This window comes from Nonomuraea sp. NPDC001831, assembly GCF_042892035.1.
Taxonomy (GTDB): Bacteria; Actinomycetota; Actinomycetes; order Streptosporangiales; family Streptosporangiaceae; genus Nonomuraea.
In genome coordinates this window covers 328,429-351,176 of the sequence record NZ_JBIATU010000003.1, presented here as the reverse complement: position 1 = coordinate 351,176, position 22,748 = coordinate 328,429, and the positions used below count along the sequence as shown (strand labels likewise).

Annotated in this window: 20 protein-coding genes; 16 read left to right on the top strand and 4 right to left on the bottom strand. The window is 73.1% G+C overall.

What is annotated here, in order from left to right; all coding sequences use genetic code 11:
* The first annotated feature begins 50 nt into the window (after nucleotides 1–50).
* From ACFYYW_RS12625 to ACFYYW_RS12580, 10 genes are all read left to right on the top strand, one after another.
* The gene (locus ACFYYW_RS12625; protein WP_387647850.1) at nucleotides 51–818 is read left to right on the top strand and encodes a phytanoyl-CoA dioxygenase family protein; all 768 of its coding nucleotides are present in this window, start codon (nucleotides 51–53) and stop codon (nucleotides 816–818) included.
* Nucleotides 803–1,759, top strand: a complete 957-nt coding sequence (locus ACFYYW_RS12620; RefSeq protein WP_352323668.1) for a phosphotriesterase-related protein — start codon at nucleotides 803–805, stop codon at nucleotides 1,757–1,759. The genes ACFYYW_RS12625 and ACFYYW_RS12620 overlap by 16 nt, the downstream gene beginning before the upstream one ends.
* Nucleotides 1,756–2,973, top strand: a complete 1,218-nt coding sequence (locus ACFYYW_RS12615; protein WP_387647847.1) for a cytochrome P450 — start codon at nucleotides 1,756–1,758, stop codon at nucleotides 2,971–2,973. The genes ACFYYW_RS12620 and ACFYYW_RS12615 overlap by 4 nt, the downstream gene beginning before the upstream one ends.
* On the top strand, nucleotides 2,970–3,806 hold the full coding sequence (locus ACFYYW_RS12610; RefSeq protein ID WP_387647844.1) for an SDR family NAD(P)-dependent oxidoreductase: 837 nt from the start codon (nucleotides 2,970–2,972) through the stop codon (nucleotides 3,804–3,806). The genes ACFYYW_RS12615 and ACFYYW_RS12610 overlap by 4 nt, the downstream gene beginning before the upstream one ends.
* A 72-nt stretch (nucleotides 3,807–3,878) precedes the next feature.
* Entirely contained in the window at nucleotides 3,879–4,736 is an 858-nt protein-coding gene (locus tag ACFYYW_RS12605; RefSeq protein WP_387647842.1) for a Gfo/Idh/MocA family protein, read from the top strand.
* Nucleotides 4,737–4,973: 237 nt separating this feature from the next.
* A complete protein-coding gene (locus ACFYYW_RS12600) occupies nucleotides 4,974–5,939 on the top strand; it encodes an ABC transporter substrate-binding protein (RefSeq protein ID WP_387647839.1) in 966 nt (321 codons plus the stop codon).
* A gap of 2 nt (nucleotides 5,940–5,941) precedes the next feature.
* Entirely contained in the window at nucleotides 5,942–6,991 is a 1,050-nt protein-coding gene (locus ACFYYW_RS12595) for an iron ABC transporter permease (protein WP_364411939.1), read from the top strand.
* Nucleotides 6,988–7,764 (top strand): ABC transporter ATP-binding protein, encoded by a 777-nt coding sequence (locus ACFYYW_RS12590; protein WP_352323661.1) that lies wholly within the window; start codon nucleotides 6,988–6,990, stop codon nucleotides 7,762–7,764. The genes ACFYYW_RS12595 and ACFYYW_RS12590 overlap by 4 nt, the downstream gene beginning before the upstream one ends.
* Nucleotides 7,761–8,399 (top strand): adenosylcobinamide amidohydrolase, encoded by a 639-nt coding sequence (locus ACFYYW_RS12585; protein WP_387647836.1) that lies wholly within the window; start codon nucleotides 7,761–7,763, stop codon nucleotides 8,397–8,399. The genes ACFYYW_RS12590 and ACFYYW_RS12585 overlap by 4 nt, the downstream gene beginning before the upstream one ends.
* Before the next feature lie 21 nt (nucleotides 8,400–8,420).
* The gene (locus ACFYYW_RS12580; RefSeq protein WP_387647833.1) at nucleotides 8,421–9,035 is read left to right on the top strand and encodes a Uma2 family endonuclease; all 615 of its coding nucleotides are present in this window, start codon (nucleotides 8,421–8,423) and stop codon (nucleotides 9,033–9,035) included.
* Here the strand turns inward: ACFYYW_RS12580 and ACFYYW_RS12575 are convergent.
* Together ACFYYW_RS12575 and ACFYYW_RS12570 are read right to left on the bottom strand one after the other, a co-directional pair.
* Complete coding sequence (locus ACFYYW_RS12575) at nucleotides 8,978–10,678, bottom strand: hydantoinase B/oxoprolinase family protein (protein ID WP_387647831.1); 1,701 nt, start codon at nucleotides 10,676–10,678, stop codon at nucleotides 8,978–8,980. The two genes, ACFYYW_RS12580 and ACFYYW_RS12575, sit on opposite strands and share 58 nt — an antisense overlap.
* Nucleotides 10,675–12,675 (bottom strand): hydantoinase/oxoprolinase family protein, encoded by a 2,001-nt coding sequence (locus tag ACFYYW_RS12570; RefSeq protein ID WP_387647828.1) that lies wholly within the window; start codon nucleotides 12,673–12,675, stop codon nucleotides 10,675–10,677. The genes ACFYYW_RS12575 and ACFYYW_RS12570 overlap by 4 nt, the downstream gene beginning before the upstream one ends.
* A gap of 102 nt (nucleotides 12,676–12,777) precedes the next feature.
* Between ACFYYW_RS12570 and ACFYYW_RS12565 the strand changes: the two genes are divergently transcribed.
* From ACFYYW_RS12565 to ACFYYW_RS12540, 6 genes are all read left to right on the top strand, one after another.
* Nucleotides 12,778–14,253: a hypothetical protein gene (locus tag ACFYYW_RS12565; protein ID WP_387647825.1), complete on the top strand. Its 1,476-nt coding sequence runs from the start codon at nucleotides 12,778–12,780 to the stop codon at nucleotides 14,251–14,253.
* Nucleotides 14,253–15,968: a serine/threonine protein kinase gene (locus ACFYYW_RS12560; RefSeq protein WP_387648899.1), complete on the top strand. Its 1,716-nt coding sequence runs from the start codon at nucleotides 14,253–14,255 to the stop codon at nucleotides 15,966–15,968. The genes ACFYYW_RS12565 and ACFYYW_RS12560 overlap by 1 nt, the downstream gene beginning before the upstream one ends.
* A gap of 70 nt (nucleotides 15,969–16,038) precedes the next feature.
* The gene (locus tag ACFYYW_RS12555) at nucleotides 16,039–16,695 is read left to right on the top strand and encodes a response regulator transcription factor (protein WP_125630960.1); all 657 of its coding nucleotides are present in this window, start codon (nucleotides 16,039–16,041) and stop codon (nucleotides 16,693–16,695) included.
* Between the two features lie 70 nt (nucleotides 16,696–16,765).
* Complete coding sequence (locus tag ACFYYW_RS12550) at nucleotides 16,766–18,829, top strand: DUF6421 family protein (RefSeq protein ID WP_387647823.1); 2,064 nt, start codon at nucleotides 16,766–16,768, stop codon at nucleotides 18,827–18,829.
* On the top strand, nucleotides 18,826–19,455 hold the full coding sequence (locus ACFYYW_RS12545; RefSeq protein ID WP_387647820.1) for an SDR family NAD(P)-dependent oxidoreductase: 630 nt from the start codon (nucleotides 18,826–18,828) through the stop codon (nucleotides 19,453–19,455). The genes ACFYYW_RS12550 and ACFYYW_RS12545 overlap by 4 nt, the downstream gene beginning before the upstream one ends.
* Nucleotides 19,452–20,501, top strand: a complete 1,050-nt coding sequence (locus ACFYYW_RS12540; RefSeq protein ID WP_387647817.1) for a threonine aldolase family protein — start codon at nucleotides 19,452–19,454, stop codon at nucleotides 20,499–20,501. Before ACFYYW_RS12545 ends, ACFYYW_RS12540 begins: the two co-directional genes overlap by 4 nt.
* A 7-nt stretch (nucleotides 20,502–20,508) precedes the next feature.
* Here ACFYYW_RS12540 and ACFYYW_RS12535 read toward each other — a convergent pair whose 3' ends face one another.
* Nucleotides 20,509–21,930: a phytoene desaturase family protein gene (locus ACFYYW_RS12535; protein ID WP_387647814.1), complete on the bottom strand. Its 1,422-nt coding sequence runs from the start codon at nucleotides 21,928–21,930 to the stop codon at nucleotides 20,509–20,511.
* Nucleotides 21,931–21,987: 57 nt separating this feature from the next.
* Nucleotides 21,988–22,629, bottom strand: a complete 642-nt coding sequence (locus ACFYYW_RS12530; protein ID WP_387647811.1) for a DUF305 domain-containing protein — start codon at nucleotides 22,627–22,629, stop codon at nucleotides 21,988–21,990.
* Nucleotides 22,630–22,748 lie beyond the last annotated feature (119 nt).

Here is a 22,748-nt window from a genome sequence, read left to right as displayed (position 1 = left end):
CTCGACCCGGATCTTACCAAGCGCTTGCTTGGAGTGGCACACTGGTGGCCATGGAGATCCCGGTACGCCAGGCGACCGACGACGAGGTGGCGTTCTTCGGCGAGCACGGCTGGGTCCGCCTGGACCGGCTGGTCGCCCCGGACACGGTTGGCGAGCTGCGCGAACGGGCCCGCGAGCGCCTGCGGACGCGCGGCCGGGCCGCGGACACGCCGGTCGACCGGGCCTTCGGCCAGTCCCGCGACGTCGCCGCCGAGGACGAGCTGTTCGGCGCGCTGAGCACCAGCCCGGCCATGGGCCGCAACGCCGTACGGCTGCTGGGCGGGGTGCGGGCCGTGCGCGTGCAGGTCACCAACCTGCTGGTCAAGGAGCCGGGCGAGCACGGCGCCACCGAGTTCCACCAGGACTTCCCGTGGATGCCCATGGACCGCTCGGCCATGCTGACGGTGTGGCTGGCGCTGGCCGACGTGCCCGCCGACATGGGGTCGCTGCGCTTCTACAGCGGCTCCCACCGCTACGGCCTGCTCGGGCGCAGCTTCACCCGCGCCGGGGACGACCAGCTCAGCCAGCATCCCTGGCTCGCGCAGCTGGAGCTGTCGCCGCCGCTCGACCTGCGGGCCGGGGACGCCACCGTGCACCACGCGCTCACCGTGCACGGCGCGCCCGCCAACCGCCGCGACGCCGCCCGCCTGTCGTTCACCGTCACCTACTTCGACGCCGACGCCCTCTACACCGGGCTGCCGTACCGGCAGACCGACGGGCTCGGCCTGGAGGTCAACCGGCCCTTCGAGCACGAGAGGTTCCCGTGCCTGAGACCGTGAGGGGGCCGGTCGCCGACCTCGGGGCGACGCTGATGCACGAGCACGTGTTCGGGCTCAGCCCGGAGATCCTGTGGAACTGGCCGGACGTCCCCGAGGGCTGGGACCTGGAGCGGCGGGCGCGGGAGGCGGCGGCCAAGCTCGACGCGCTCAAGGCCGAGGGGATCGACACGATCGTCGACCTGACCGTCGTCGGGCTCGGCCGGTACGTCCCGGCCGTCCAGCGGGTGGCCGAGCTGACGTCGGTGAACATCGTGGCCGCCACCGGGCTCTACACCTACGACGCGCTGCCGCCGTACTTCGGCAACCGGGGGCCGGGGTCGCTGTTCGGCGGCCCGGACCGGCTGGCCGAGTTCTTCGTCCGCGACCTCACCGAGGGGATCGGGCGGACCGGGGTGAAGGCGGCCATGCTGAAATGCGCCTCCGACCACCTCGGCATGACCAAGGGGTGCGAGCGGGTGTTCCGGGCCGTGGCCGAGGCCCACCTGGCCACCGGCGCGCCGATCACCACGCACTCGCACAGCGCCTCCAGGGGCGGGCTGGAGCAGCAGCGGCTGCTCGGCTCGCTCGGCGTGGACCTGGAACGGGTGGTGATCGGGCACGCGGGCGACTCGACGGACCTGGCGTACCTGGAGGAGCTGGTGGCCGGCGGCTCCTACCTGGGCATGGATCGGTTCGGCATCGAGACGATCAGCTCGTTCGAGGACCGGGTGGCGGTGGTGGCGGCGATGTGCGAACGCGGCCACGCCGGAAAAATGGTTCTAGGTCATGATTCGTACTGTTTCAATGACCGGTTCGATCCCGACGTCGTACGGCGTCGCCACCCGAACTACCACCTCCTGCACATCTCCCGCGACGTCGTGCCCGAACTGCGCAGCCGCGGCGTCACCGGCGACCAGCTCCACCAGATGCTCGTCGACAACCCCAGGAGGATCCTGCGATGACCTCTGCGACGACCCCCGCCTCGGCGCAGGACTTCGACGTCGCCGCCGACTGGCACGTCGCCGCGCCGTACGACTTCCTGCGCCGCCTGCGCGCCGGGCGGCCGGTGTTCCGCAGCGAGCACCTGGGCGCGTACGTGCTGACCCGCCACGCCGACGTGCGCGCCGCGTACGGCGACCCGGCCCGCTTCTCCTCCGAGGGGTCGCTGACGATCTCCCGCAGCCTCACCCCGCAGACCCGCGCCAAGCTGGGCGAGCACGGCTCGTTCCTGTCCAGCTTCGTGGCCAACGTGGACCCGCCCGACCACACCCGCCTGCGCCGCTCGGTCTCCCGGGCCTTCACGCCGCGGGCCGTCGCCGCCATGGAGGAGCGCTTCCGGCGGCTGAACGAGGACGTCCTCGACCGGGTCGCGCCGAGGGGCCGGGCCGACTTCGTCGCCGAGATCGGGCACGAGCCGTCGGTCAAGCTGACCGCCCGCTTCATCGGCGTGCCCGAGGCCGACGAGGCGTTCGTGCAGGCGCACGTCAAGGACTGGTTCCTGCTGTTCCTGTCGCCGCAGCCGCCGGCCCGCCAGCTCGAGCTGGCCGACAGCTTCCTGGCCTACCTCGACTACGTCGACCGCCTGGTGGCCGCCCGCGTCAAGGAGCCGCGGGACGACTTCACGTCCCTGATGACCTCGCTGATCGGCGACGAGCTGAGCCATCGGGAGGTCGTCGAGCTGATCTCCACGATCCTGCTCGGGGGCAACGACACCGTCCCCAACCAGCTCGGCAACAGCGTGCTGCGGCTGCTGCGCGAGGACGCCTGGCCGGTGCCGCCCGCCCTGATCCCGGGGGCGGTCGAGGAGTGCATGCGGATCGACGGCGCCTCGCTGGGCTCCTTCCGGCACGCCGTGCAGGACGTCGTGCTGCACGGCGTGACGATCCCGGCGGGCTCGCTCGTCCTGCTGTCCACCGACTCGGCCGGGCACGACGAGACCGTCTTCCCCGACCCGGAGCGGTTCGTGATCGACCGTCCCAACGCCGCCGACCACCTGGTCTTCGGGTACGGCATCCACTTCTGCGTCGGGGCGGCGCTCGGCCGCCTGCAGCTGCGCACCGCGCTCGACGTCCTCGGGCGCCGTCTGCCCGGCCTGCGACTCGCCCCTGACGCGCCCGTCGCCTACCGCAGGTCGCTGGTCGGCCGCGGGCTGAGCGCGCTGGAGGTGGAGTGGTGACCGCGGATCCCCCCGGGGCGGGGCCCGGCGGGCGGTCCGAGGGGCGGTTCGGCGGGCGGGTGGCGCTGGTGACGGGGGCGGGGTCCGGCATCGGCGCGGCGTGCGCGGCCCGGCTGGCCGCCGAGGGCGCCCGGGTGGGCGTGCTCGACCTGCGTGCCGCCCCCGCCCGGGCCACCGCCGCCGCCGTACGCGCCCGGGGCGGCGCCGCCATGGCGCTGACCTGCGACGTGTCGGACGAGAAGCAGGTGGAGGAGTCGGTGGCCGCGCTGGTGGCCGCCTTCGGCCGGGTGGACGTGCTGCACTCCAACGCCGCCTGCCTCGACCGCGACGTCTACGGCCGCGACCGCGACCTGACCGCCATGGACGCCGCCGTCTGGGACCGCACGATGGAGGTCAACCTGCGTGGCGCGATGCTGCTGGTCAAGCACGTCGTCCCGGTGATGCGCGACGGCGGCGCGATCGTCCTGACGTCCTCGGTGTCGGGCCTGACCGGCGACGTGGACCACGCCGCGTACGGCACCTCGAAGGCGGCCCTGGTCGGCTTCACCCGCTACGTCGCCACCATGTACGGCGCCCGCGGCATCCGCTGCAACGCCGTCGCCCCCGCCCTGGTCATGACCGCCGCCGCCGAGCGCGCCCTCATCCCGGAGCAGCTCGCCGACAAGGCCGCCGAACGCCTCCTGCCCTGGCCCTGCGCCCCCGAGGACGTGGCCGACCTGGTCGGCTTCCTGGCCTCGGCCGAGTCCCGCTGCATCACCGGCCAGACCATCGCCCTCGACGGCGGCACCCTCGTCCACCGCCCGGAACACGCCATCCACCGCTCCCGCACCTGACCGGAGGGGCCGATGGACGGGAGCCCGGACGGGGGATCTAAGGTCTGGAGAAAAGCGGACTAAGGGGGACGGATGGAGCCGGTCGCGGTCGGGTTGATCGGGGCAGGGCCCTGGGCTGAGATGGCGCACGCGCCGATGCTGGCCAAAGGCCCCCACACCCGGCTGGCCGGCGTCTGGGCCCGCCGCCCCGAGCAGGCCGCCAGGCTCGGCGCCCCCGTGTACGAGCGGGTCGAGGAGCTGTTCGACGCCTGCGAGGCCGTGGCGTTCTGCGTGCCGCCCGGCGTGCAGGCCGAGCTGGCCGTGCGCGCCGCCCACGCGGGCAAGGCGCTGCTGCTGGAGAAGCCGCTCGCCGACTCCGTCGAGGGGGCCATGCGGGTGGCCGAGGCCGTGGCGGAGACGGGCGTGCCCTCGCAGATGATGCTCACCATGCGTTACGCCACCCCGACCCGCACGTTCCTGGCCCGCTGCGCCGAGATTCAGCCGTTCGGCGGGCACGCCGCCAACATCTCCGGCGCGCTGCTCGGCGGCAACCCGTTCGCCACCCCGTGGCGGCTGGAGCGCGGCGCCCTGCTGGACGTCGGCCCGCACGTGATCGACCTGCTCGACGCCGCGCTCGGCCCGGTCGTCGGCGTGCGCGCGCACGGCAACCCGCTCGGCTGGACCGGCCTGCTGCTGGAGCACGAGGGCGGCGCGGTCAGCGAGGCGTCCCTGTGCATGGCGGCCGTCGGCGACCTGCCGCCCTCGACCTTCGAGGTGTACGGCAGGACCGGCAACGCCGTCCTGCTGCCCGGCGACGAGGACCCCTTCGAGGTCGTGGCCGAGGAGTTCGCCCAGACCGTCCGGCGCGGCGGCGGCCACCCGCTGGACGCGGCGCATGGCCTGCGCCTCCAGGAGATCATCGCCGCCGCGGAGGCGCAGCTCGCCGCCTGACCCGGGGCCTTTGCGCGCCTGCCCCCGAGACCCCTTGACGTCGAGGACGTCTGGGGCATTGATAACGTTTGTCCGACGCGCAGTGCTGCAGCGAAGTCCGGTGCGATTCCGGCGCTGTCCCGCAACTGTCATAGCCAGGTCGCCTGCCTCTGCGCCGACGTCATCAACCCTCGTGGAAAAGGGTGATCCGTCGCTCATCGCGGGTCTCTCGGTTCCGACAGTGTGAAAGGACTACTCGTGAGGCCCGTACGCACGGCCTTCGCGGGCGCGCTGCTGGGAACGCTCGTCCTGGCCGGATGTGGCCAGACCGGCGCCAACGTCGCCCCCTCGAACTCCCCCGACAGCCCCCCTCCCACCACCGCGGCTGCGGGCGCCGGGGACTTCCCGGTCACCGTCGAGGCGGGCAACGGCAAGGTCACCCTCGCCAAGAAGCCCGAACGCATCGTCTCGCTCTCGGCCACCCACACCGAGACGCTGTTCGCGGTCGGCGCCGGCCCCCAGGTCGTCGCGGTGGACGACCAGTCGAACTACCCGCCGGAGGCGCCCAAGAGCGACCTGTCCGGCTTCAAGCCGAACGTCGAGGCGATCATCGCCAAGAAGCCCGACCTGGTCATCCTCTCCAACGACCAGGACAAGATCGTCGCCGAGCTGGCCAAGGTGAACGTGCCCGTCCTGCTCGAACCGGCCGCGACCGGGCTGGAGGAGGCGTACGAGGAGATCAGCGAGATCGGCGCGGCCACCGGCAACAAGGCCAAGGCCGACGAGGTCGTCTCCGGCATGAAGGCGGCCATGGCCAAGCTGGCCGCCGACGCCCCCAAGGACAAGAAGCTCACCTACTACCACGAGCTGGACCAGACGCCGTACGCGGCCACGTCCAAGACGTTCATCGGCCAGGTCTACGCCATGTTCGGGCTGACCAACATCGCCGACCAGGCCCCGGACGCAGCGGGCGGCTACCCCAAGCTGTCGGCCGAGTTCGTCGCCCAGGCCGACCCCGCGCTGATCTTCCTGGCCGACGTCAAGTGCTGCCAGCAGAGCAAGGAGACGCTGGTCAAGCGGCCCGGCTGGAAGAACCTGTCGGCCGTCAAGAACGACCAGGTGATCCAGCTCGACGACGACCTCGCCTCCCGCTGGGGCCCGCGCGTCGTGGACCTGGCCCAGGCGATCGGCGCGGCCGTGGCCAAGGCCGGCGGCGCGGGCTGAGCGTGACAGGCAAGGCGCAGCCGTCGAGGGCGCGTCCCGTCTGGGTGGCGGGCGCCCTCGCCGTGCTGGCCCTCACGATGGTCGCCGGGCTGCTCGGCGGCGCGGCGGACATCTCGCCGTGGCAGGTGGTCCTCCAGGTGGTGGACTGGTTGCCGTTCGTCTCGGCCGACTCGGGCCTCGCCCCGGTCGAGCAGGGCCTGCTGTACGAGCTGCGCCTGCCCAGGGTGCTCGTCGCCGCGGTCGTCGGCGGCCTGCTGGCCATGGCCGGCGCCGGGTACCAGGGCGTGTTCCGCAACCCGCTGGCCGACCCGTACCTGCTGGGGGCCGCCTCCGGCGCCGGGCTGGCCACGACGCTGGCCATCGTGCTGCTGCCCGGCTCGAGCGCGAGCATCCCCGTCGCCGCCTTCGCCGGGGCGGTGGGCGGGGTGTTCCTGGCGTACACGCTGGGCAACGCGGCCGGCCGCTCCGGCGGCGGCACCGGCGGCGGCACGGCGACCCTGGTGCTGGCCGGGGTGGCGGTCACGTCGTTCCTGACCGCGATCCAGACGTTCGTCCAGCAGCTCAAGGTCGAGGAGCTGGAGCGCATCTACTCCTGGATCCTCGGCGACGTCGGCGGCGGATGGGACCAGCTCCTGCTGGTGCTGCCGTACGCCGCGGTCTCCTCCGTCCTGCTCCTGCTGCACGGCCGGATGCTGGACGTGCTCAGCGTCGGTGACGAGGAGGCCGGCAGCCTCGGCGTACGGGCCGGCCGGGTGCGCCTGACCGTCCTCGTGGCCGCCTCCCTGGCCACCGCGTCGGCCGTCGCGGTCAGCGGGCTCATCGGGTTCGTCGGCGTGGTCGTGCCGCACGTCGTCCGGCGGCTGGCGGGCGGCTCGTACCGGATCGTGCTGCCGCTGTCGCTGATCGGCGGCGCGGCCTTCCTCGTGGCGGCCGACCTCATCGCCCGTACCGTGATCGCGCCGGCCGAGCTGCCCATCGGGGTCGTCACGATGTTCGTCGGGGCCCCGTTCTTCGTCGGCGTCCTGCGCATGACCAGGCGGGTGGCCACGTGATCGGCGTACGGGCCCTGTCGGTGCGCCTGGGCGAGCGCGACGTGCTGACCGGCGTCGACGCGCACGTGCGGCGCGGCGAGTGGCTGGCGATCATCGGGCCCAACGGCGCGGGCAAGTCCACGCTGCTCAAGACCGTCATGGGCGCGATCGTCCCGCACCAGGGGGAGGTCGTGCTCGACGAGCGCCCGCTCGCCGCGCTCAGGCCCCGCGAGCGCGCCCGGCTGCTGGCCTACGCCCCGCAGACGCCCGCCCTGCCGCCCGACATGACGGTCTTCGACTACGCCCTGCTGGGACGCACGCCGTACATCCCCTACCTGGGACGGGAGAGCCGGCACGACCGCGAGGTGACCGCCTCCGTGCTGGACCGGCTGGACCTGACCTCCTTCGCCGGACGCCGCGTCGGCGAGCTGTCCGGCGGCGAGCGCCAGCGCGTCGTGCTGGCCAGGGCGCTGGCCCAGCAGGCCCCCGTGCTGCTGCTCGACGAGCCCACCACCGCGCTCGACCTCGGCCACCAGCAGCAGGTGCTGGAACTGGTCGACCGCCTGCGCCGCGCCGACGGCCTGACCGTCGTCACCACCCTGCACGACCTGACCGTGGCCGGCCTGTACGCCGACAGCCTGATGCTGCTGGCCGACGGCCACGCCGCCGCCACGGGCCGCCCCGAACAGGTGCTCACCGAGGCGCTGATCGGCCGGCACTTCGACGCCCGTGTCAAGATCGAGCCGGGCCCCGACGGGCGGCCCGTGGTGCACCTGGTGCGAGGTGGGACGTGAAGCTGACCTATCGCGTGGAGGAGGGGACCCGGCTGGGCTCCCTGCTGTGGGAGTTCGGGCCCGGCTTCCGCATGATCTCCTCGGCCATGCTCGGCGGCGGCATCGGCCCCCGCGAATGGGTGCTGAACGCCCAGGTCGTGGCCGGTTACGCGCGGATGGACCCGGTGGACCACCTGGTCGAGCTGGGCCCGCCCGGCCCCGGCGTCGGCATGCTGACCGCCGCCTCCGTCGACCGGTACGTGCGGGCCGCCGACGGGGGAGCGGAGGCCGTGGCCACCGTCGGGCTGCGCGTCCCCACCTGGGCCGCCGCCCCCGAGGGCGCCGCCGACCCCGAACTCGCCCCCATGCGGGCGGGCACCGTCAACATCGTGACCGTCCTGCCCGTCGCCATGACGGACGCCGCCCTGGTGAACCTGGTCATGACGGTCACCGAGGCCAAGACCCAGGCGCTGATCGAGGCCGGCTACCCGTGCACGGGCACCGCCTCGGACGCCGTCTGCGTGGTGGTGCCGCAGGACGGCCCGGAGCAGCTCTTCGGCGGGCCCCGCTCGGAGTGGGGCGCCCGCGCGGCCCGCGCCGTCCACACCGCCGTCCGCCGCGGCGCCGAGGCGTGGCGGCCCGGTGACTACAGGTGACGATTTTGGGGGAAGCAGCATGTGGACAAGGGCGTGACTCCCGATACTGAGTGGGTGACCGCAACGCCGATCGAACCCCCCACAAGGTGCACCGTTCTTCCCGGCCCGGACGATGACCTCCTTACGTTCCCCAACGGCGGGAACCGTTACGAGCGCGTCTACGGGAGCCTGGTGGTGAGTCCTCCCTCCACCCCCGATCACCAGCGGGTGATCAGCCGGCTGCTGGTGATTCTCGACGACGCGGCCCCGCCCGGGCTGGAGCCCTTGCCCGGGGCCGGCGTTCGCACCGACGAGGAGTGCCTCCACATCCCCGACCTCGTCGTGGTGCCCGAGAAAGCCTGCGGATCGGGGCCGCTCGCGGCCGGCGACGTGTTGCTGGCCGTGGAGGTCGCAGGCCCGCACACCCGGCTGTTCGACGGTACGAACAAAGTGCTGTCCTACGCGGCAGCCGGAATCCCCGTCTACTGGCGGGTGGAGCCCGACGAGGGGCCGACGCTCTACGTCTACGAGCTCGACGACGACTCCTACAAGGGGCCCGTCGCGTACGAGGCGGGCACCACGGTCAGTCTCTCAGCGCCCTACCCGGTGAGTTTCGACCCAGCCGTCCTGGTGGCCGCGCGGGGGTCGAAGCCGTAGTCGTTCGCGGCGCCTTCGGGGGTGATGTGGCCGGACTCCAGGTCGGCCAGGATCGCCGCCGGGTCCCTTTCCGACGGGGGGCCGAGGCCGCCGCCGCCCGTGGTCTCCACGACGAACGCCTCGCCCGCCGCGAACCGCACGTTGTTGACCTTCGAGGCCAGGCGTTCCACCCGTCCGTCCAGGTGGCGCTTGTGGAAGCCGCCCACCCTGCCGGGCAGGCCGCCGTCCCGGCCCGGGGGCGGGAGGCGGAGGCGGTCGCCGCGGGTGGTGACGTGGCAGTCGGCCAGGAAGCGGTAGACGGTACGCGAGCCGAGCCCGCCCCGGAAGCGGCCGGGGCCGCCGGAGTCGGCGATCGTCCCGACCGACTCCACGATCAGCGGGCAGCGGCTCTCCACCGGCTCGGCCTGCGGCACCGAGTTGCGGCCGATGCCGAAATGCACGCCCGTCGCGTCCGGCCCGTCCAGCCCCTGCCGGGCGCCCACCCCGCCGAAGTCGTAGGACAGGTGGATCCAGTACGGCGCCCCCACCGCGGCGATCGAGAACGGCTGGAGGATCCCGCTGGCCGCGATCGCGCGGTCCGGCATCGCGTCCGACATCGCCTGGAACACGGCTTCCATGGCGGCGTAGATGGGGACGTACCGGCCGCCGCACGGATACGGGGAACGGGCGTTCAGCAGGGAGCCCTCCGGCAGGACGACCTCGATCGCGCGCAGGCAGCCGTCGTTCATCGGGATCGTCGGGTCCAGGAAGCAGCGCACCGCGAAGACGGCCGCCGCCAGCGACTGCGACGCCGAGGCGTTGATCGCGGCGGGCACCTGCGGCCCGGTGCCGGTGAAGTCGAGGACGGCCGCGTCCCCGCCGAGCGTGACGGCGACCCGTACGTGGTGCGCCACCCCCGGCCGCACCCCGTCGTCGTCGATCGGGTACGACGCCTCGAACCGCCCCCGGGGCAGCTCCGCCAGCGCCGCCCGGGTCCTGGTCTCGGTGTGGTCCAGGTAGTCCTCGACGCCCGCGGCCAGGCCCGCCACGCCGTACTCGGCCATCAGGGCCGCCACGCGGGCCGCCGCGACCGCCGTCCCGGCCACCAGCGCCCGCACGTCGCCCATGACCTTGTCGGGCGTGCGGCTGTTGGCCCGCAGGACGGCCTCCACGGCCGGTTCGAGGCCGTCCCGGGTGGCCAGGCGGACCGGCGGGAGCTGGAGCCCTTCGAGGAAGATGTCGGTGGCCAGCGGCGCCATCCCGCCGGCCGACAGCCCGCCCAGGTCGGAGACGTGGATCATGGTGGCGGTGAAGTACGCGGGGACCCCGCCGGCGAACACCGGCCGGTAGACCAGCAGGTCGTTGGTGTGCACGCCGCCCCGGTAGGCGTCGTTGAGCGCGTACGCCTCGCCGGGCCGCATGGTGTGCGGCGGGACGTCCTTCAGCAGCTCCGGCAGCGCGGCCTTCAGGGCCATGCTGTTCATCAGCGTGGTCGCCATGGACTGCGCGACCAGGCGGCCCCCGGCGTCCAGGATCGCCGCCGAGGCGTCGGAGCCTTCCACGATGAACGTCGAGTACGCCGACCGCACCACCACGATGCTGGCCTCCTCGGCGGCCACGACCAGCGCGTTCCTCAGCACCTCGGCGGTGAGCGCGTCGTTCACGGCGCATCCTCCAGGGTGAGGCGCACGGCGCCCGACGGCTCCGCCGCGGCCCGCCAGCCGGGCGGGACGACGATCGTGGACTCGGCGTCCTCGACGATCGCGGGGCCGCGCACCCGGTCCAGCGTCCGCCGCGTGTGCACCGGGACGTCGAGCCACCCCCCGGCCTCGGGGAAGTACGCCCGCCTGCCCCCCTCCGCGCCGCCACCGGACGGCGCGGGCCGGGCGGGAGCGGGGCCGGGGGTGGGGGTGGGCGTGGTGGCGTCGGTGACGCGGACGCGGTAGCTGACCAGCTCGATCTCCCCCTGCTGGACAATCCCATACACCTGCGCATATTTCGCGAAGAATCGTGAGGCCAGTTCCTCCCGCGACTCCGCCCAGTCCACGGTCAGGTCGTGCGACTGGCCCTTGAACCGCACGTCCACCGACCGGGCCACCCGCACCCGGGCGAGGCCCAGATCGGCGGCGGCGTCGGCGGCCAGCGCGGCGAAGACCTCCTCCGGGTCGGCCGCGTCCAGCCGCGACAACACCCGGTCCGTCGAGAGCGCCCCCGCCAGCAGCCCGGCCGCCGAGGCCACCCCGCAGTACGCGGGCACCACCACCGTCGCGATCCCGAACCGCCGCGCCACCCCGGCCGCGTGCATCGGCCCCGCGCCGCCGAACGCCACCAGTGCGAACCCCCGCGGGTCGATCCCGCGCTGGACCGTCACCACGTGCACGGCCGCGGCCATCGAGGCGTTGACGATCTCGTGCACGGCGTGCGCGGCCTCCTCCCGCGACACCCCGAGCGGCCCGGCCAGCCGGTCCACGGCCTTGGCCGCGAGCGGCGCCGACAGCGGCGTCGAGGCCGAGGAGAGGTAGCCGAGCACGAGGTCGGCGTCGGTCACCGTCGGCTCGCCGCCGCCGAGCCCGTAGCACGCGGGACCGGGGGAGGAGCCCGCCGACCGGGGCCCGACGCGCAGCGCGCCCGCCGGGTCCAGCCACGCGATGCTGCCGCCGCCCGCGCCGACCTCGGCCAGGTCGATGGCCGGGGTCTTGATCGGCACGCCGGTGCCCGCCCGCCGCCCGCCGAAGCTGCCCTTGCCGCCCACGTGGAACTCGTGGGTGATCTCCGGACGTCCCCCGCGCACCACGCACGCCTTGGCCGTCGTGCCGCCCATGTCGAACGAGATCACGTCCGGCAGCCCGGTCCCGGCCGCCGCCAGCACCCCGGCGGCCGGGCCCGACTCGATGGTGGACACCGCGCGCCGGGCCGCCAGCTCGGCCGAGACGACCCCGCCGCCGGACTCCATGACGTGCACGGGCGCGTCGATCCCGACCGCGGCCAGGCGCTCGCGCAGGCGCGACAGGTAGGAGGTCATCAGCGGGCCGATGTAGGCGGACATGACGGTGGTGGTGGCGCGCTCGTACTCGCGGATCTCGGGCCAGATCTCGCAGGAGGCCACCACGTGCGGCACGTGCTCGCGCAGGATCGCCGCGGCCTGCCGTTCGTGGGCGGGCTCGGCGTAGGAGTGCAGCAGGCAGACGGCCGCCGAGGTGATGCCGCGCCGGGCGATCTCCGCCGCGGCCCGCCGCACCGAGCCGGGGTCCAGGGGGGTCAGCACGGCGCCGCGGGCCGAGACGCGCTCGTCCACCTCGAAGCAGTCGCCGGGCGCGACCGGGGGAGGGGGCGGGGTGAAGCGCAGGTCGTACCGGTCCTCCTCCACGCGGGCGTAACGGCCGAGCGGGACGGCGGCGCGGAAGCCCCGGGTGGTCACGAACGCCACCCGCGCGCCGGTGCGTTCGAGCACCGCGTTGGTCGCCAGCGTGGTGGCGTGCACGACCCGGGTGACCCGGGCGGGGTCCACGGCTCCGAGCGCGCGAGTAACGCCGGTGAGTATGCCCGCGATGGGGTCGTCGTGGGTGCTCAGACACTTGGCCACGGCGACGACCCCGCCGGGGCCGCTCAGGACCACGTCGGTGAAGGTGCCGCCGACGTCGACGCCGATCGCGAACCCCATCCCGGTACGGTAGATCCCCGAGCAAGCGCTTGTCTATGTATCGATCTATTGACTTACGGCATCTGATTGGGAACCTGGACCTATTCAGTGTTTGGAGCCAAGATGGCGCGCATCACAGCTCTGGCGGGCGGCGTGGCGGCGGCGCTCGTGCTGCTCGCGATCCCCGCGGCTCTTCCCGCCGCGGCCCACAACCATCCCAGCGGGATCACCGACCTGGTGACGCCGGCCGTGGTGCGGGTGGAGGCGGTGTCCCATGTGGAGATCACCCTGCTCGACCACATCGGCGAGCTGAAACACGTGGAGCGCTCCTACGACATCCCGTTCGCCTCGGGCACGGGGACGGTCGTCAACCCCGAGGGCGACGTCGTCACGCTCAGGCGCAACGCCGTCAACCCCGATGACGTCGCCGTCTACGCCGCCAACAAGATCTTCGCCGAGCACCACAAGGTCAAGATCCCGCTCGACTACCAGAAGCACAAGCTCAAGGACGACCTGCTCGACCACCACCTGCAGGAGTGCTACCCGCCCAAGACCAGCACCGCCACCTGCATCATCGACGTGACCACCGACATCACGGTGTTCACCAACGTCTCGCCGCCCGGCCAGGGCCTGAAGTACAAGTGCATCAAGGCCGGCAAGACCCCCGACACCCCCGCCGTGCTGGTCCCGCTCACGCCCGCCGCCGGCAGCGTCGGCATGCCGACCGCGCCGCTCGCCGACAAGGTGCCCGAGCAGGAGGGCTCGCCGACCAACGTGGCCGGCTTCCTCGGCCGGCCGGGGCCCGGCGTCCAGGAGACCGTGCAGATCGCCCACCTGGCCAAGGGCGGCCAGGCCGGGGTGTCCGGCAGGCCGTTCGCCGACCCGGAGAAGAAGGTGGACGAGCCGGTCAAGCTGGGCGCGCTGGCCGACCAGGGCCTGGCCGGCGCGCCGGTGATCGGCGACAAGGACGGGCACGTCATCGGCATGCTCATCGGCGGCGGCAAGTCGGCCACCATGCTGGGTGTCAGGGAGATCACCGCCACCCTGGCCGCGGCCAAGGTCGCGCCGCGCCGGGGCGCGATCGACACCGCCTTCGAGGCCGCGCTGACCCGCTACCACACCAGGTACTACACCGAGGCGGCGCCGGGCTTCCAGCGCGTGCTGGAGCTCTACCCCGGCAACGTGGTGGCCGCCACGCTGCTCAAGACGTCGCTGGCCAAGCGCGGCGGGCCCGAGGACCAGGGCACCAAGCAGGCGGCGGCGCCCCCGTCGCGCTCCACGCCGCTGTGGCCGTTCCTGGTGGCGGCCGGGCTGCTGCTCATCGCCGGGGCCGGCCTGGTGTTCCTGCTGTGGCGGCGGCGGGCCCCGGACAGACCGGTCGAGCTGCCGGAGCCCCTGCCGGTGCCCTCGCCCTTCGACGAGGGCGCGAGCCAGACCGTCGTCGTACGGCGCTCGCAGCCGTTCCTGGCGGTCCCGCAGCAGCAGCAGGTGATGACCGCCCCCGACTCGCCGCCGGTCAAGTACTGCACCTCGTGCGGCATGAGGCTCGGCCCGGCCCATCGATTCTGCGGCTACTGCGGCCATCCCATCGAGACGTGATGCAATTGAACGACAGATCGCTCATCGGCCAGGAGGTGGCCGGGTACTACATCGAGGACATCGTCGGCAAGGGCGGCATGGCCGTCGTCTACCTGGCGCTCGACCCCCGGCTCAGCCGCCGCGTGGCGTTGAAGATCCTCAACCCGGTGCTCTCCGTGGACGACAGGTTCCGCCAGCGCTTCATCCTGGAGTCCAGGACGGTCGCCAGCATCGAGCACCCCAACATCATCCCCATCTACGAGGCCAACGCCGACGCCGACGGCGTGTTGTACATCGCCATGCGCTACGTGGACGGCCTCGACCTGCGCCGGCTCATCTACGACCGGGGCCCGCTGCCGCTCGCCCAGGCCAGCCAGATCTTCGCCCAGACGGCCGCCGCGCTCGACGCCGCGCACGCCCACGACCTGATCCACCGCGACGTGAAACCGGCCAACATCCTGCTGGCCGGCGACCACGTCTACCTGACCGACTTCGGCATCACCAAGCACCGCTCGTCGATCTCCGGCCTGACCCAGACCGACCAGTTCATCGGCACGCCCCGGTACATGTCGCCCGAGCAGATCAACAAGGAGCACATCGACGGCCGGTGCGACCAGTACGCGCTGGCCTGCGTGGTCTACGAGGCGCTGAGCGCGCGGCTGCCGTTCCAGCGGGAGAACGACATCGCGCTGTTGTGGGCGCACCTGGCCGAGCAGCCCGCGCCGCTGTCGCAGCTGCGTCCCGAGCTGCCGCCGCAGGTGGACGTCGTGATGGCGCGCGCGCTGGCCAAGGCGCCCGAGCAGCGTTACGCCACCTGCGCCGAGTTCGTGACCGCGCTGCGCGACGCGATCAGCGGCCAGGAGGCCGAGCCGGGCGGCCGGCACCCGTCGGGGCCGCATATGGTCCCGCACGCCGTCCCGCGCACCGGCCCGCACGCCGCGCCGGTGCCGGGAGCGGCGGGCCCGCTGACGGGCCCTCGTACGGGGCCCCAGGCCGTCCCTCAGACCGGGCCGCAGCAGAGCCCGTACGCGGTGCCCGGGACGGGCCCGCACGGCCTGGGGCAGCCTTCGGGGCCGCACGAGGACCATTCCCGGCGCGCCGCCCCCACCCATCCCACGGCGCCGGCCAGGCGGCCGGGGCGGCTGCCGATCGTGGTGGTCACGCTGGTGGCCGCCGTGGCCGCGCTGACGCTGGTCGCGATGATCATTTTCAACCATCGCGGCGACACCTGGTCGCGCTACGCCGCCAGCGCCGCCGCGCCGCTGGCCTTCGAGTACCCCGGCGACTGGACCGCGCGCACCCACCAGGACCTGTTCGCCGTGGCCTCGCCGCACGCCACCGAGTTCGAGTCGCTGTTCGTGGCCGGTCCCGGCGCCGACTGGTCGGCGATCTCCCAGATCGTCGCCGACGACCCCGACAGCGCCGTGGGCGTGTACGTCCAGGTCTCCGACACCCTCGACGCGGGCGGCGACTCCGAGCAGATGAAGAGCAAGATGGACAACCTGCTGCCCGGCCAGGTGGACCTGGGCAAGCCGGTCCAGGACCAGGCGGGCAGCAGCCCGGCCACCCGCTTCGACGGCGTGCTGCACGACCCGGCCGGCGGCACCCGGCTCGGATTCGTCAGCTACGTCATCGACCGTCAGCCCAAGACCATGCTCGTGATGTACTTCTGCGCCAAGAACACCTGCGACGACGCCGTCCAGACGCGCATCAGGCAGAGCGTGCGCCTTTCGTAGACTTGTAACTGACTTGTGCCCGGCTTGACCTGGGTGTCCAAGCCGGGCATCGGCCGTCTACCCTCCGCCTGTGGGCATACGAATCGTCATCGCCGACGACCAGGCGATGGTCAGGGCCGGGTTGCGCATGGTCGTCGAGAGCGACCCCGGCATGGAGGTCGTCGGCGAGGCCGGCGACGGACGCGAGGCCATCGCGGTGGCCCGCCGCACCAGACCCGACATCGTCCTGATGGACATCTCCATGCCGCGGCTCGACGGGCTCGCCGCGGCCAAGGAGCTGCTGGACACGCCCTCGCCGCCCAAGGTCATCACGCTGACGACGTTCGACACCGACGAGAACCTCTACGCCGCGCTGCGCGCCGGCACCAGCGGGTTCCTGCTCAAGGTGTCGCCGCCCGAGCAGCTGCTGGAGGCGATCAGGGTGGTGCACGCCGGCGACGCGCTGCTCGACCCGGCCGTGACCAGCCGGGTGATCGCCACGTTCGCCGGGCGCGCCGACCCCACGCCCTCGCCGATGCTGGCCGAGCTGACGCCGCGCGAGCTGGAGGTGCTGCGGCTGCTGGCCAGGGGGCTGACGAACGCCGAGATCGCCAGAGATCTGTACGTCGGCGAGGCCACGGTCAAGACGCACGTCGCCAGGGTGCTGATGAAGCTGTGCCTGCGGGACCGGGCCCAGGCGGTCGTCTTCGCCTACGAATCAGGGGTTGTGCGCCCTGGTGCGGCCTGAGGTTTGACGGACAGGGGGGTACGTATGTGTATATTTTCCGTGAGAAGGCGGTAGCAACAGGAGATATTTCATGCCATCGTTCCCCCGCGTGCTGTTCGACGAGGCCCACAGCGAGTCGTGGACCATCCGCCGCGACGTCGCCGAGACCATCAATCCCGCCCACCCCGACGACAACAGCTACGCGCGCGCGGCCGCCGCGCTGCGCCATCTGGGGCACGACGTGCTCGCCCACACCGAGGGCGCCCTCACGGCCGGGGCGCTGGCCGGCCAGGACGTCCTGGTGATCGCCCACCCGTCCGGCGACCGGTGGGAGCGCACCACCGGCCACGGCAGCCCCGTCTTCGCCCCCGCCGAGCTGGACGCCGTCGAGGCGTTCGTGGCCGAGGGCGGCGGGCTCGTGGTGCTGGCCGAGGAGGAGCAGGACAAGTACGGCAACAATGTCGCCGAGCTGCTCGCCCGCTTCGGCGTCGGCGTCGGTCACACGACCGTGCGCGACCCGAGGAACGCCCACCGCGAGGTCGCCACCTGGGTGCTGGCCGAGCGCGCCACGGGCGACGGCGTGCTGGCCGGCGTGCGGCGGGCCTGCTTCTACCGCTCGGGCGTGCTGACCGCCCCGCAGGAGGCGACGGTCCTGTTCGCCACCTCGGCCACCGCCGACCCGGCGGGCGCGCCGCTGGCCGTCGCCCTGCGGCACGGCAAGGGCCGGGTCGTCGTGTTCGCCGACTCCGACCTGTTCGGCGACGACTCGATCGAGGACTACGACCACCGCAGGCTCTGGGGCAACGTGATCACCTGGGCCGCCCGCGTCCCCGGCGGCGACGAGGCCGCCGGCTCCCGGGACGAGGCCAAGGCCGCGCTGTTCGCCCGGCTCAAGGAGGCCGTGGAGGAGCTGCGCCCGCTGCAGGTCAAGGACGGCTCGGTGCCGGAGGAGAAGGAGCGGGCCAAGGCGCTGGTCGCCGAGATCGGCCGCCGCGTGGGCGAAATTTCGCCTCATTTCCCCCATGACGCCGCGTACCTCCAGGCCGTCCAGGACGACCTGGCCGCCTGGGCCGAGCAGGACCTCGGCGTGCCCGACTTCCTGCGCGCCCTGGACCTCTTCCACCCCGACACCCAGCGCGTGGACGGCCTGGAGCACGTCGTGGTGTTCCCCATGTACACCCAGAACGGCAACCTCAACCGCAACCTCGAAGCCGTCTGGATCCGTACCATCTGGCCCGACTGGCTGGCCCGGCTGGAGGCGGGCGGCTACGACAACCCGATGTTCGTGCCGATCGCCTTCGAGGACTTCACCTCCGGCTACGACACCCACTCGGCCGTGCTGTTCCCCGAGACGGTCGCGGTGCGCCAGGCGCCGGCCCGCTTCACCTGGGGCGGCATCTTCGCCGACCGCGAATCCGCCCGGTTCCGCCGGGTCTCGGCGGCGGCCGCCGCCACGCTCCGGCTCGACCTGCCGCCGGACGCCGCCCGCCTGCTGGACTCCCAGCAGCTCGCCCAGGACACGTTCGTGCTGTGGGACCTGATCCACGACCGCACGCACAGCCACGGCGACCTGCCGTTCGACCCGTTCATGATCAAGCAGCGGATGCCGTACTGGCTGTACTCGCTGGAGGAGCTGCGCTGCGACCTGACGGCGTTCGGCGAGGCCGTGGAGCTGGAGGGCAAGGGCGTGCCGCACGCCCGGTACGTGCAGCTCGCCATCCTGTTCGACCGGCTGTTCAGGTTCCCGGTCACCGGTGACCGGGTGCGCAACTACGACGGGCTGGGCGGCCAGCTGCTGTTCGCGTACCTGCACCGCAACGACATCGTCCGCTGGACCGACAACCGGCTCACGATCGACTGGGAGCGGGTCGCGGGCGGCGTCGCCGACCTGCGGGGCGAGGTCGAGAAGCTGTACCGCGACAGCATCGACCGGTCCAAGCTGGCTCACTGGCTGGCCGCGCACGAGCTGGTCAGCGCGTACGTGCCGCCGGCGCCCGGCTCGGTGTGGGCCAAGGGCGTCCAGGCCCTGCCGGAGGAGCAGAAGGCCAAGGTGGACGCGGTGCTGCCGGACGAGTTCCCGCTCAGCATGTTCTACGAGGCGCTGCGCCGTAAGCTGACAGACGTGGTCGAGTCGACTAAGGGGATCCGCGCATGATCATCCTGGTGACGGGGGCCGGCGGCCCCACGGGTGAGGCTGTTTCCGAGCACTTCCGCAAGCACGGGCACACCGTGATCGGGGTCGACAAGGACGACGTCGACCTGCTCGACCGCGCGGCCGTCCAGGACCTCGCGGCCCGGATCGACGCCGAGCACGGCCGGGTCGACGGCGTGGTCCACCTGGTCGGCGGCTGGCGCGGCTCGCGCACGTTCGCCGACACCCGCCTGGAGGACTGGGACGCCCTGCACGACCTGCTGATCCGCACGCTCCAGCACGTGTCGCTGGCCTTCGAGCCGCTGCTGCGCAAGAGCGACCACGGCCGGTTCGTGATCGTCTCCGCCAAGGCCGCCCAGCGGCCCACGGCGGGCGGCGCGGCCTACGCGGCGGCCAAGGCGGCCTCGGAGGCCTGGACGCTCTCCCTAGCTGACGCGCTGTCCGGCACGAACGCGGCAGCGGTCATACTGGTGGTGAAGGCCCTGGTCAACGACGCGATGAGGGCCGCGAAGCCGGAGGCGAAGTTCCCCGGCTTCACCGACGTCGGCGACCTGGCGGAGGCGATCGCCGGCCTCTACGACCGCCCCGCCGCAGACATCAACGGCACCCGATTGGACCTCACTTCTTGATCCCCCGGCACGACCCCCAGCTCAAGGCGTTCGCCAGCGACAACTACGCCGGCGTGCACCCGGAGATCCTCCAGGCCATCGTCCAGGCCAACGGCGGTCACCAGATCGCCTACGGCGACGACGTCTACACCGAGGCGCTGCAGCAGGTCTTCCAGCGGCACTTCGGCGACGGGGCGCGGGCCTGGCCGGTCTTCAACGGCACGGCGGCCAACGTGGTCTCGCTGCGCGCGATGACCGCCCACTGGGAGGCGGTCATCTGCGCAGAGAGCGCCCACATCCACACCGACGAGGGCGGCGCCCCCGAGGTGGCGGGCGGCATCAAGCTGCTCACCGTGCCCACGCCCGACGGCAAGCTCACCCCCGAGCTGATCGACCGCCAGGCGTGGGGCTTCGGCGACGTGCACCGGGCCCAGCCCAAGGTGGTGTCCATCTCCAACACCACCGAGTGGGGCACCGTCTACACGCCCGAGGAGATCGCCGCGATCTGCGCCCACGCGCACGAGCTCGGCCTGCTCGTCCACCTCGACGGCTCGCGGCTGACCAACGCCGCCGCCGCGCTCGACGTGCCGATGCGGGCCCTGACCACCGACGCGGGCGTGGACGTGCTCTCCTTCGGCGGCACCAAGATCGGCCTGCTGTACGGCGAGGCCGTCGTGGTGCTCAACCCGTCGGCGGCCACCGGCGTCGACTACATCCGCAAGACGTTCATGCAGCTGTCGTCCAAGATGCGGTTCGTCTCGGCGCAGTTCGAGGCGCTGCTCTCGGGCGACCTGTGGCTGCGCAACGCGCGGCAGGCCAACGCCATGGGGCGGCGGCTGGCCGAGGCCGTGTCGCGCATCCCGGGCGTCACGCTGCCCCGGCCCGTGGAGGCCAACGCGGTCTTCGCGATCCTGCCGGCGGACGTGACCGAGCGGCTGCAGAAGCGCTTCCGCTTCTACACCTGGAACGAGGCGACCGGCGAGGTGCGCTGGATGTGCGCCTTCGACACCACCGAGGCGGACGTCGACGCGTTCGCGGCGGCGGTCGCCGAGGAGATGCGGGCCTGACCGCCGGTCAGGAGGCGTGCCGCTCCGCCTGCGTGGCCAGGCGGGCGGCCTGCCAGCCGCCCATCCCGTGCACGCCGGGCCCCGGCGGCGTCGAGGACGAGCAGAGGAACACCCCCGGCAGCGGGGTGCGCCACGGCGCGGCCGACCAGACCGGCCGCCGCACGAGCTGGACCAGGTCGTTGAGCCCGCCGCCGATGTCGCCGCCGACCAGGTTGGGGTTGCCGGCCTCCAGGGCGGCGGGGCCGGTGGCGTGCCTGGCCAGCACCCGGTCGCGGAAGCCGGGCGCGTACCGCTCGATCTGGTCCTCGACGGCGTCCGTCATGTCCACGGCCGAGCCGTTGGGGACGTGGCAGTAGGCCCACAACGTGTGCCCGCCCCTGGTGGGATCGGCCGCGTACGGCTGCACGACCAGCACGTACGGGCGGGGCGAGTGCCGTCCGGCGGCCACCTCCGCCTCGGCGAGCGCGATCTCCTCCAGCGTCCCGCCGAGGTGCACCGTCCCGGCCCGCGCGACCTCCGGGTCCCGCCAGGGAACCGGGCCGTCGAGCGCCCAGTCCAGCTTGAAGACGCCGGGCCCGTACCGGTAGCGGCGCAGGCCGCGGCGGTAACCGGCGGGCAGGTCGGCCATCGCGAGGAACTGCCGGGGCGTCACGTCGAGCACCACCGTGCGGGCGTCGAGCTCGTCGAGCCGCTCGACGCGGTGGCCGGTCACCGCCTGGCCGCCCAGCGACCGCAGCTCGGCCACCAGGGCGTCGGCCAGCACCTGCGAGCCGCCGCGCACCACCGGCCAGCCCACCAGGTGGGCCAGCGCCCCGAGCACCAGCCCGTACCCGGCGCTGACGGGGGAGCGCAGGTCGAGCATGGAGTGCGCGGCCAGCCCGGCCAGCAGCGCCCGCCCCTCCACGGTGCGCAGCGCCCGCCGGCCGAACGTCGTGGCCGGCAGCGCGGCCGCGGCCCCGAACCCGGCCGCCCTGGCGAACGTGCGGGGCCCGGCCCGCCACGGCCCGAGCGGGCTGAGCAGCACCTCCACCAGCGGGAACCCGGCCCGCGCCGCCGCGCCCGCGGTCGCCTGCCAGACCCGGCCGTCCCTGCCGAGCCCTTCGGCCGTACGGGCCGCGTCGCGGTGCAGCAGCACGGCCGGACGGTCGTCGAGCGGATGGGCCGCGGCCACCGGGGGATGGGCGAACTCGACCCCCTTGAGGTCGAGCGCCCGCAGCGCCGGCGAGGCCAGCGCCATCGCCATCACGGTGGCGCCCAGGTCGTGCACCCGGCCGGGCAGCGTCAGCTCGCCGGAGCGCAGCCCGCCGCCGAACCGGTCGGCGGCCTCCAGCAGCAGCACCTCGCGCCCGGCGCGGGCCAGCATGACCGCGGCCGTCAGCCCGTTGGGGCCCGACCCCACGACGACCGTCTCAGCCCTTGCGGTGACCATGGCGCCCGCCCTTCCGCGCTCCGGGCCTCCAGCCTCTCACGCCGCCCCGGGCGGGGGTCAGGAGGCCAGGATCGACGGGTACGGCTGCGCGCCCCGCTGCTTGAGCAGGTCGGTCATCAGCTTGATCTCACCGCTCTGCCCCTGGACGATCTTCTGGGCCATGCCGGCCACCTCGTCCCGCTTGGACAGCTTGAGCAGCCCCTCGGCCATCTCCACGCCGCCCTCGTGGTGGCGGATCATGAGCTGCAGGAACAGCACCTCGGCCTGGACGCCCTGCAGCTCCTTGAGCTTGGCCAGCTCCTGCGGCGAGGCCATGCCCGGCATCGCGCCGGGGGCGGTGCCGGGCGTCGCGGGCGTGGCGCCGTGGCCGTGGCCCGCCATCCAGGCCATCGGCCGCTGGTCGGTCGCCTGGTCGAGGCCCCACTGCTGCAACCAGCCCTGGAACATGCCGCGCTGGTTGGACTGCGTGGTGATGATGTCGAAGGCGAGGTTCCTGATCTCCTTGGCCGGGTTCTTGTCCCGGATGACGAACGCCATCTCCACGGCCTGCGCGTGATGCGTGGCCATGTCGCGGGCGAAGCCGGCTTCGGGTGAGGAGTCGCCGGGCGTGGAGTCGCGGCCGAACAGCAGGAACGCCGCGGCGAGGAGCACCAGCACGGCGCAGACGATCAGAACGGGTTTTCTGGCGGGCTTTTCCATGGCCCGTCCAGCGTACCCATGCCCGCGCAAGCTGTGATCCGACGCTTATGCGCCTCTTATTCTCCGCATACGCCGGTAGGGCATAGGGTGACCGGAGTCAGGTACGCCGTTGGAGGGAC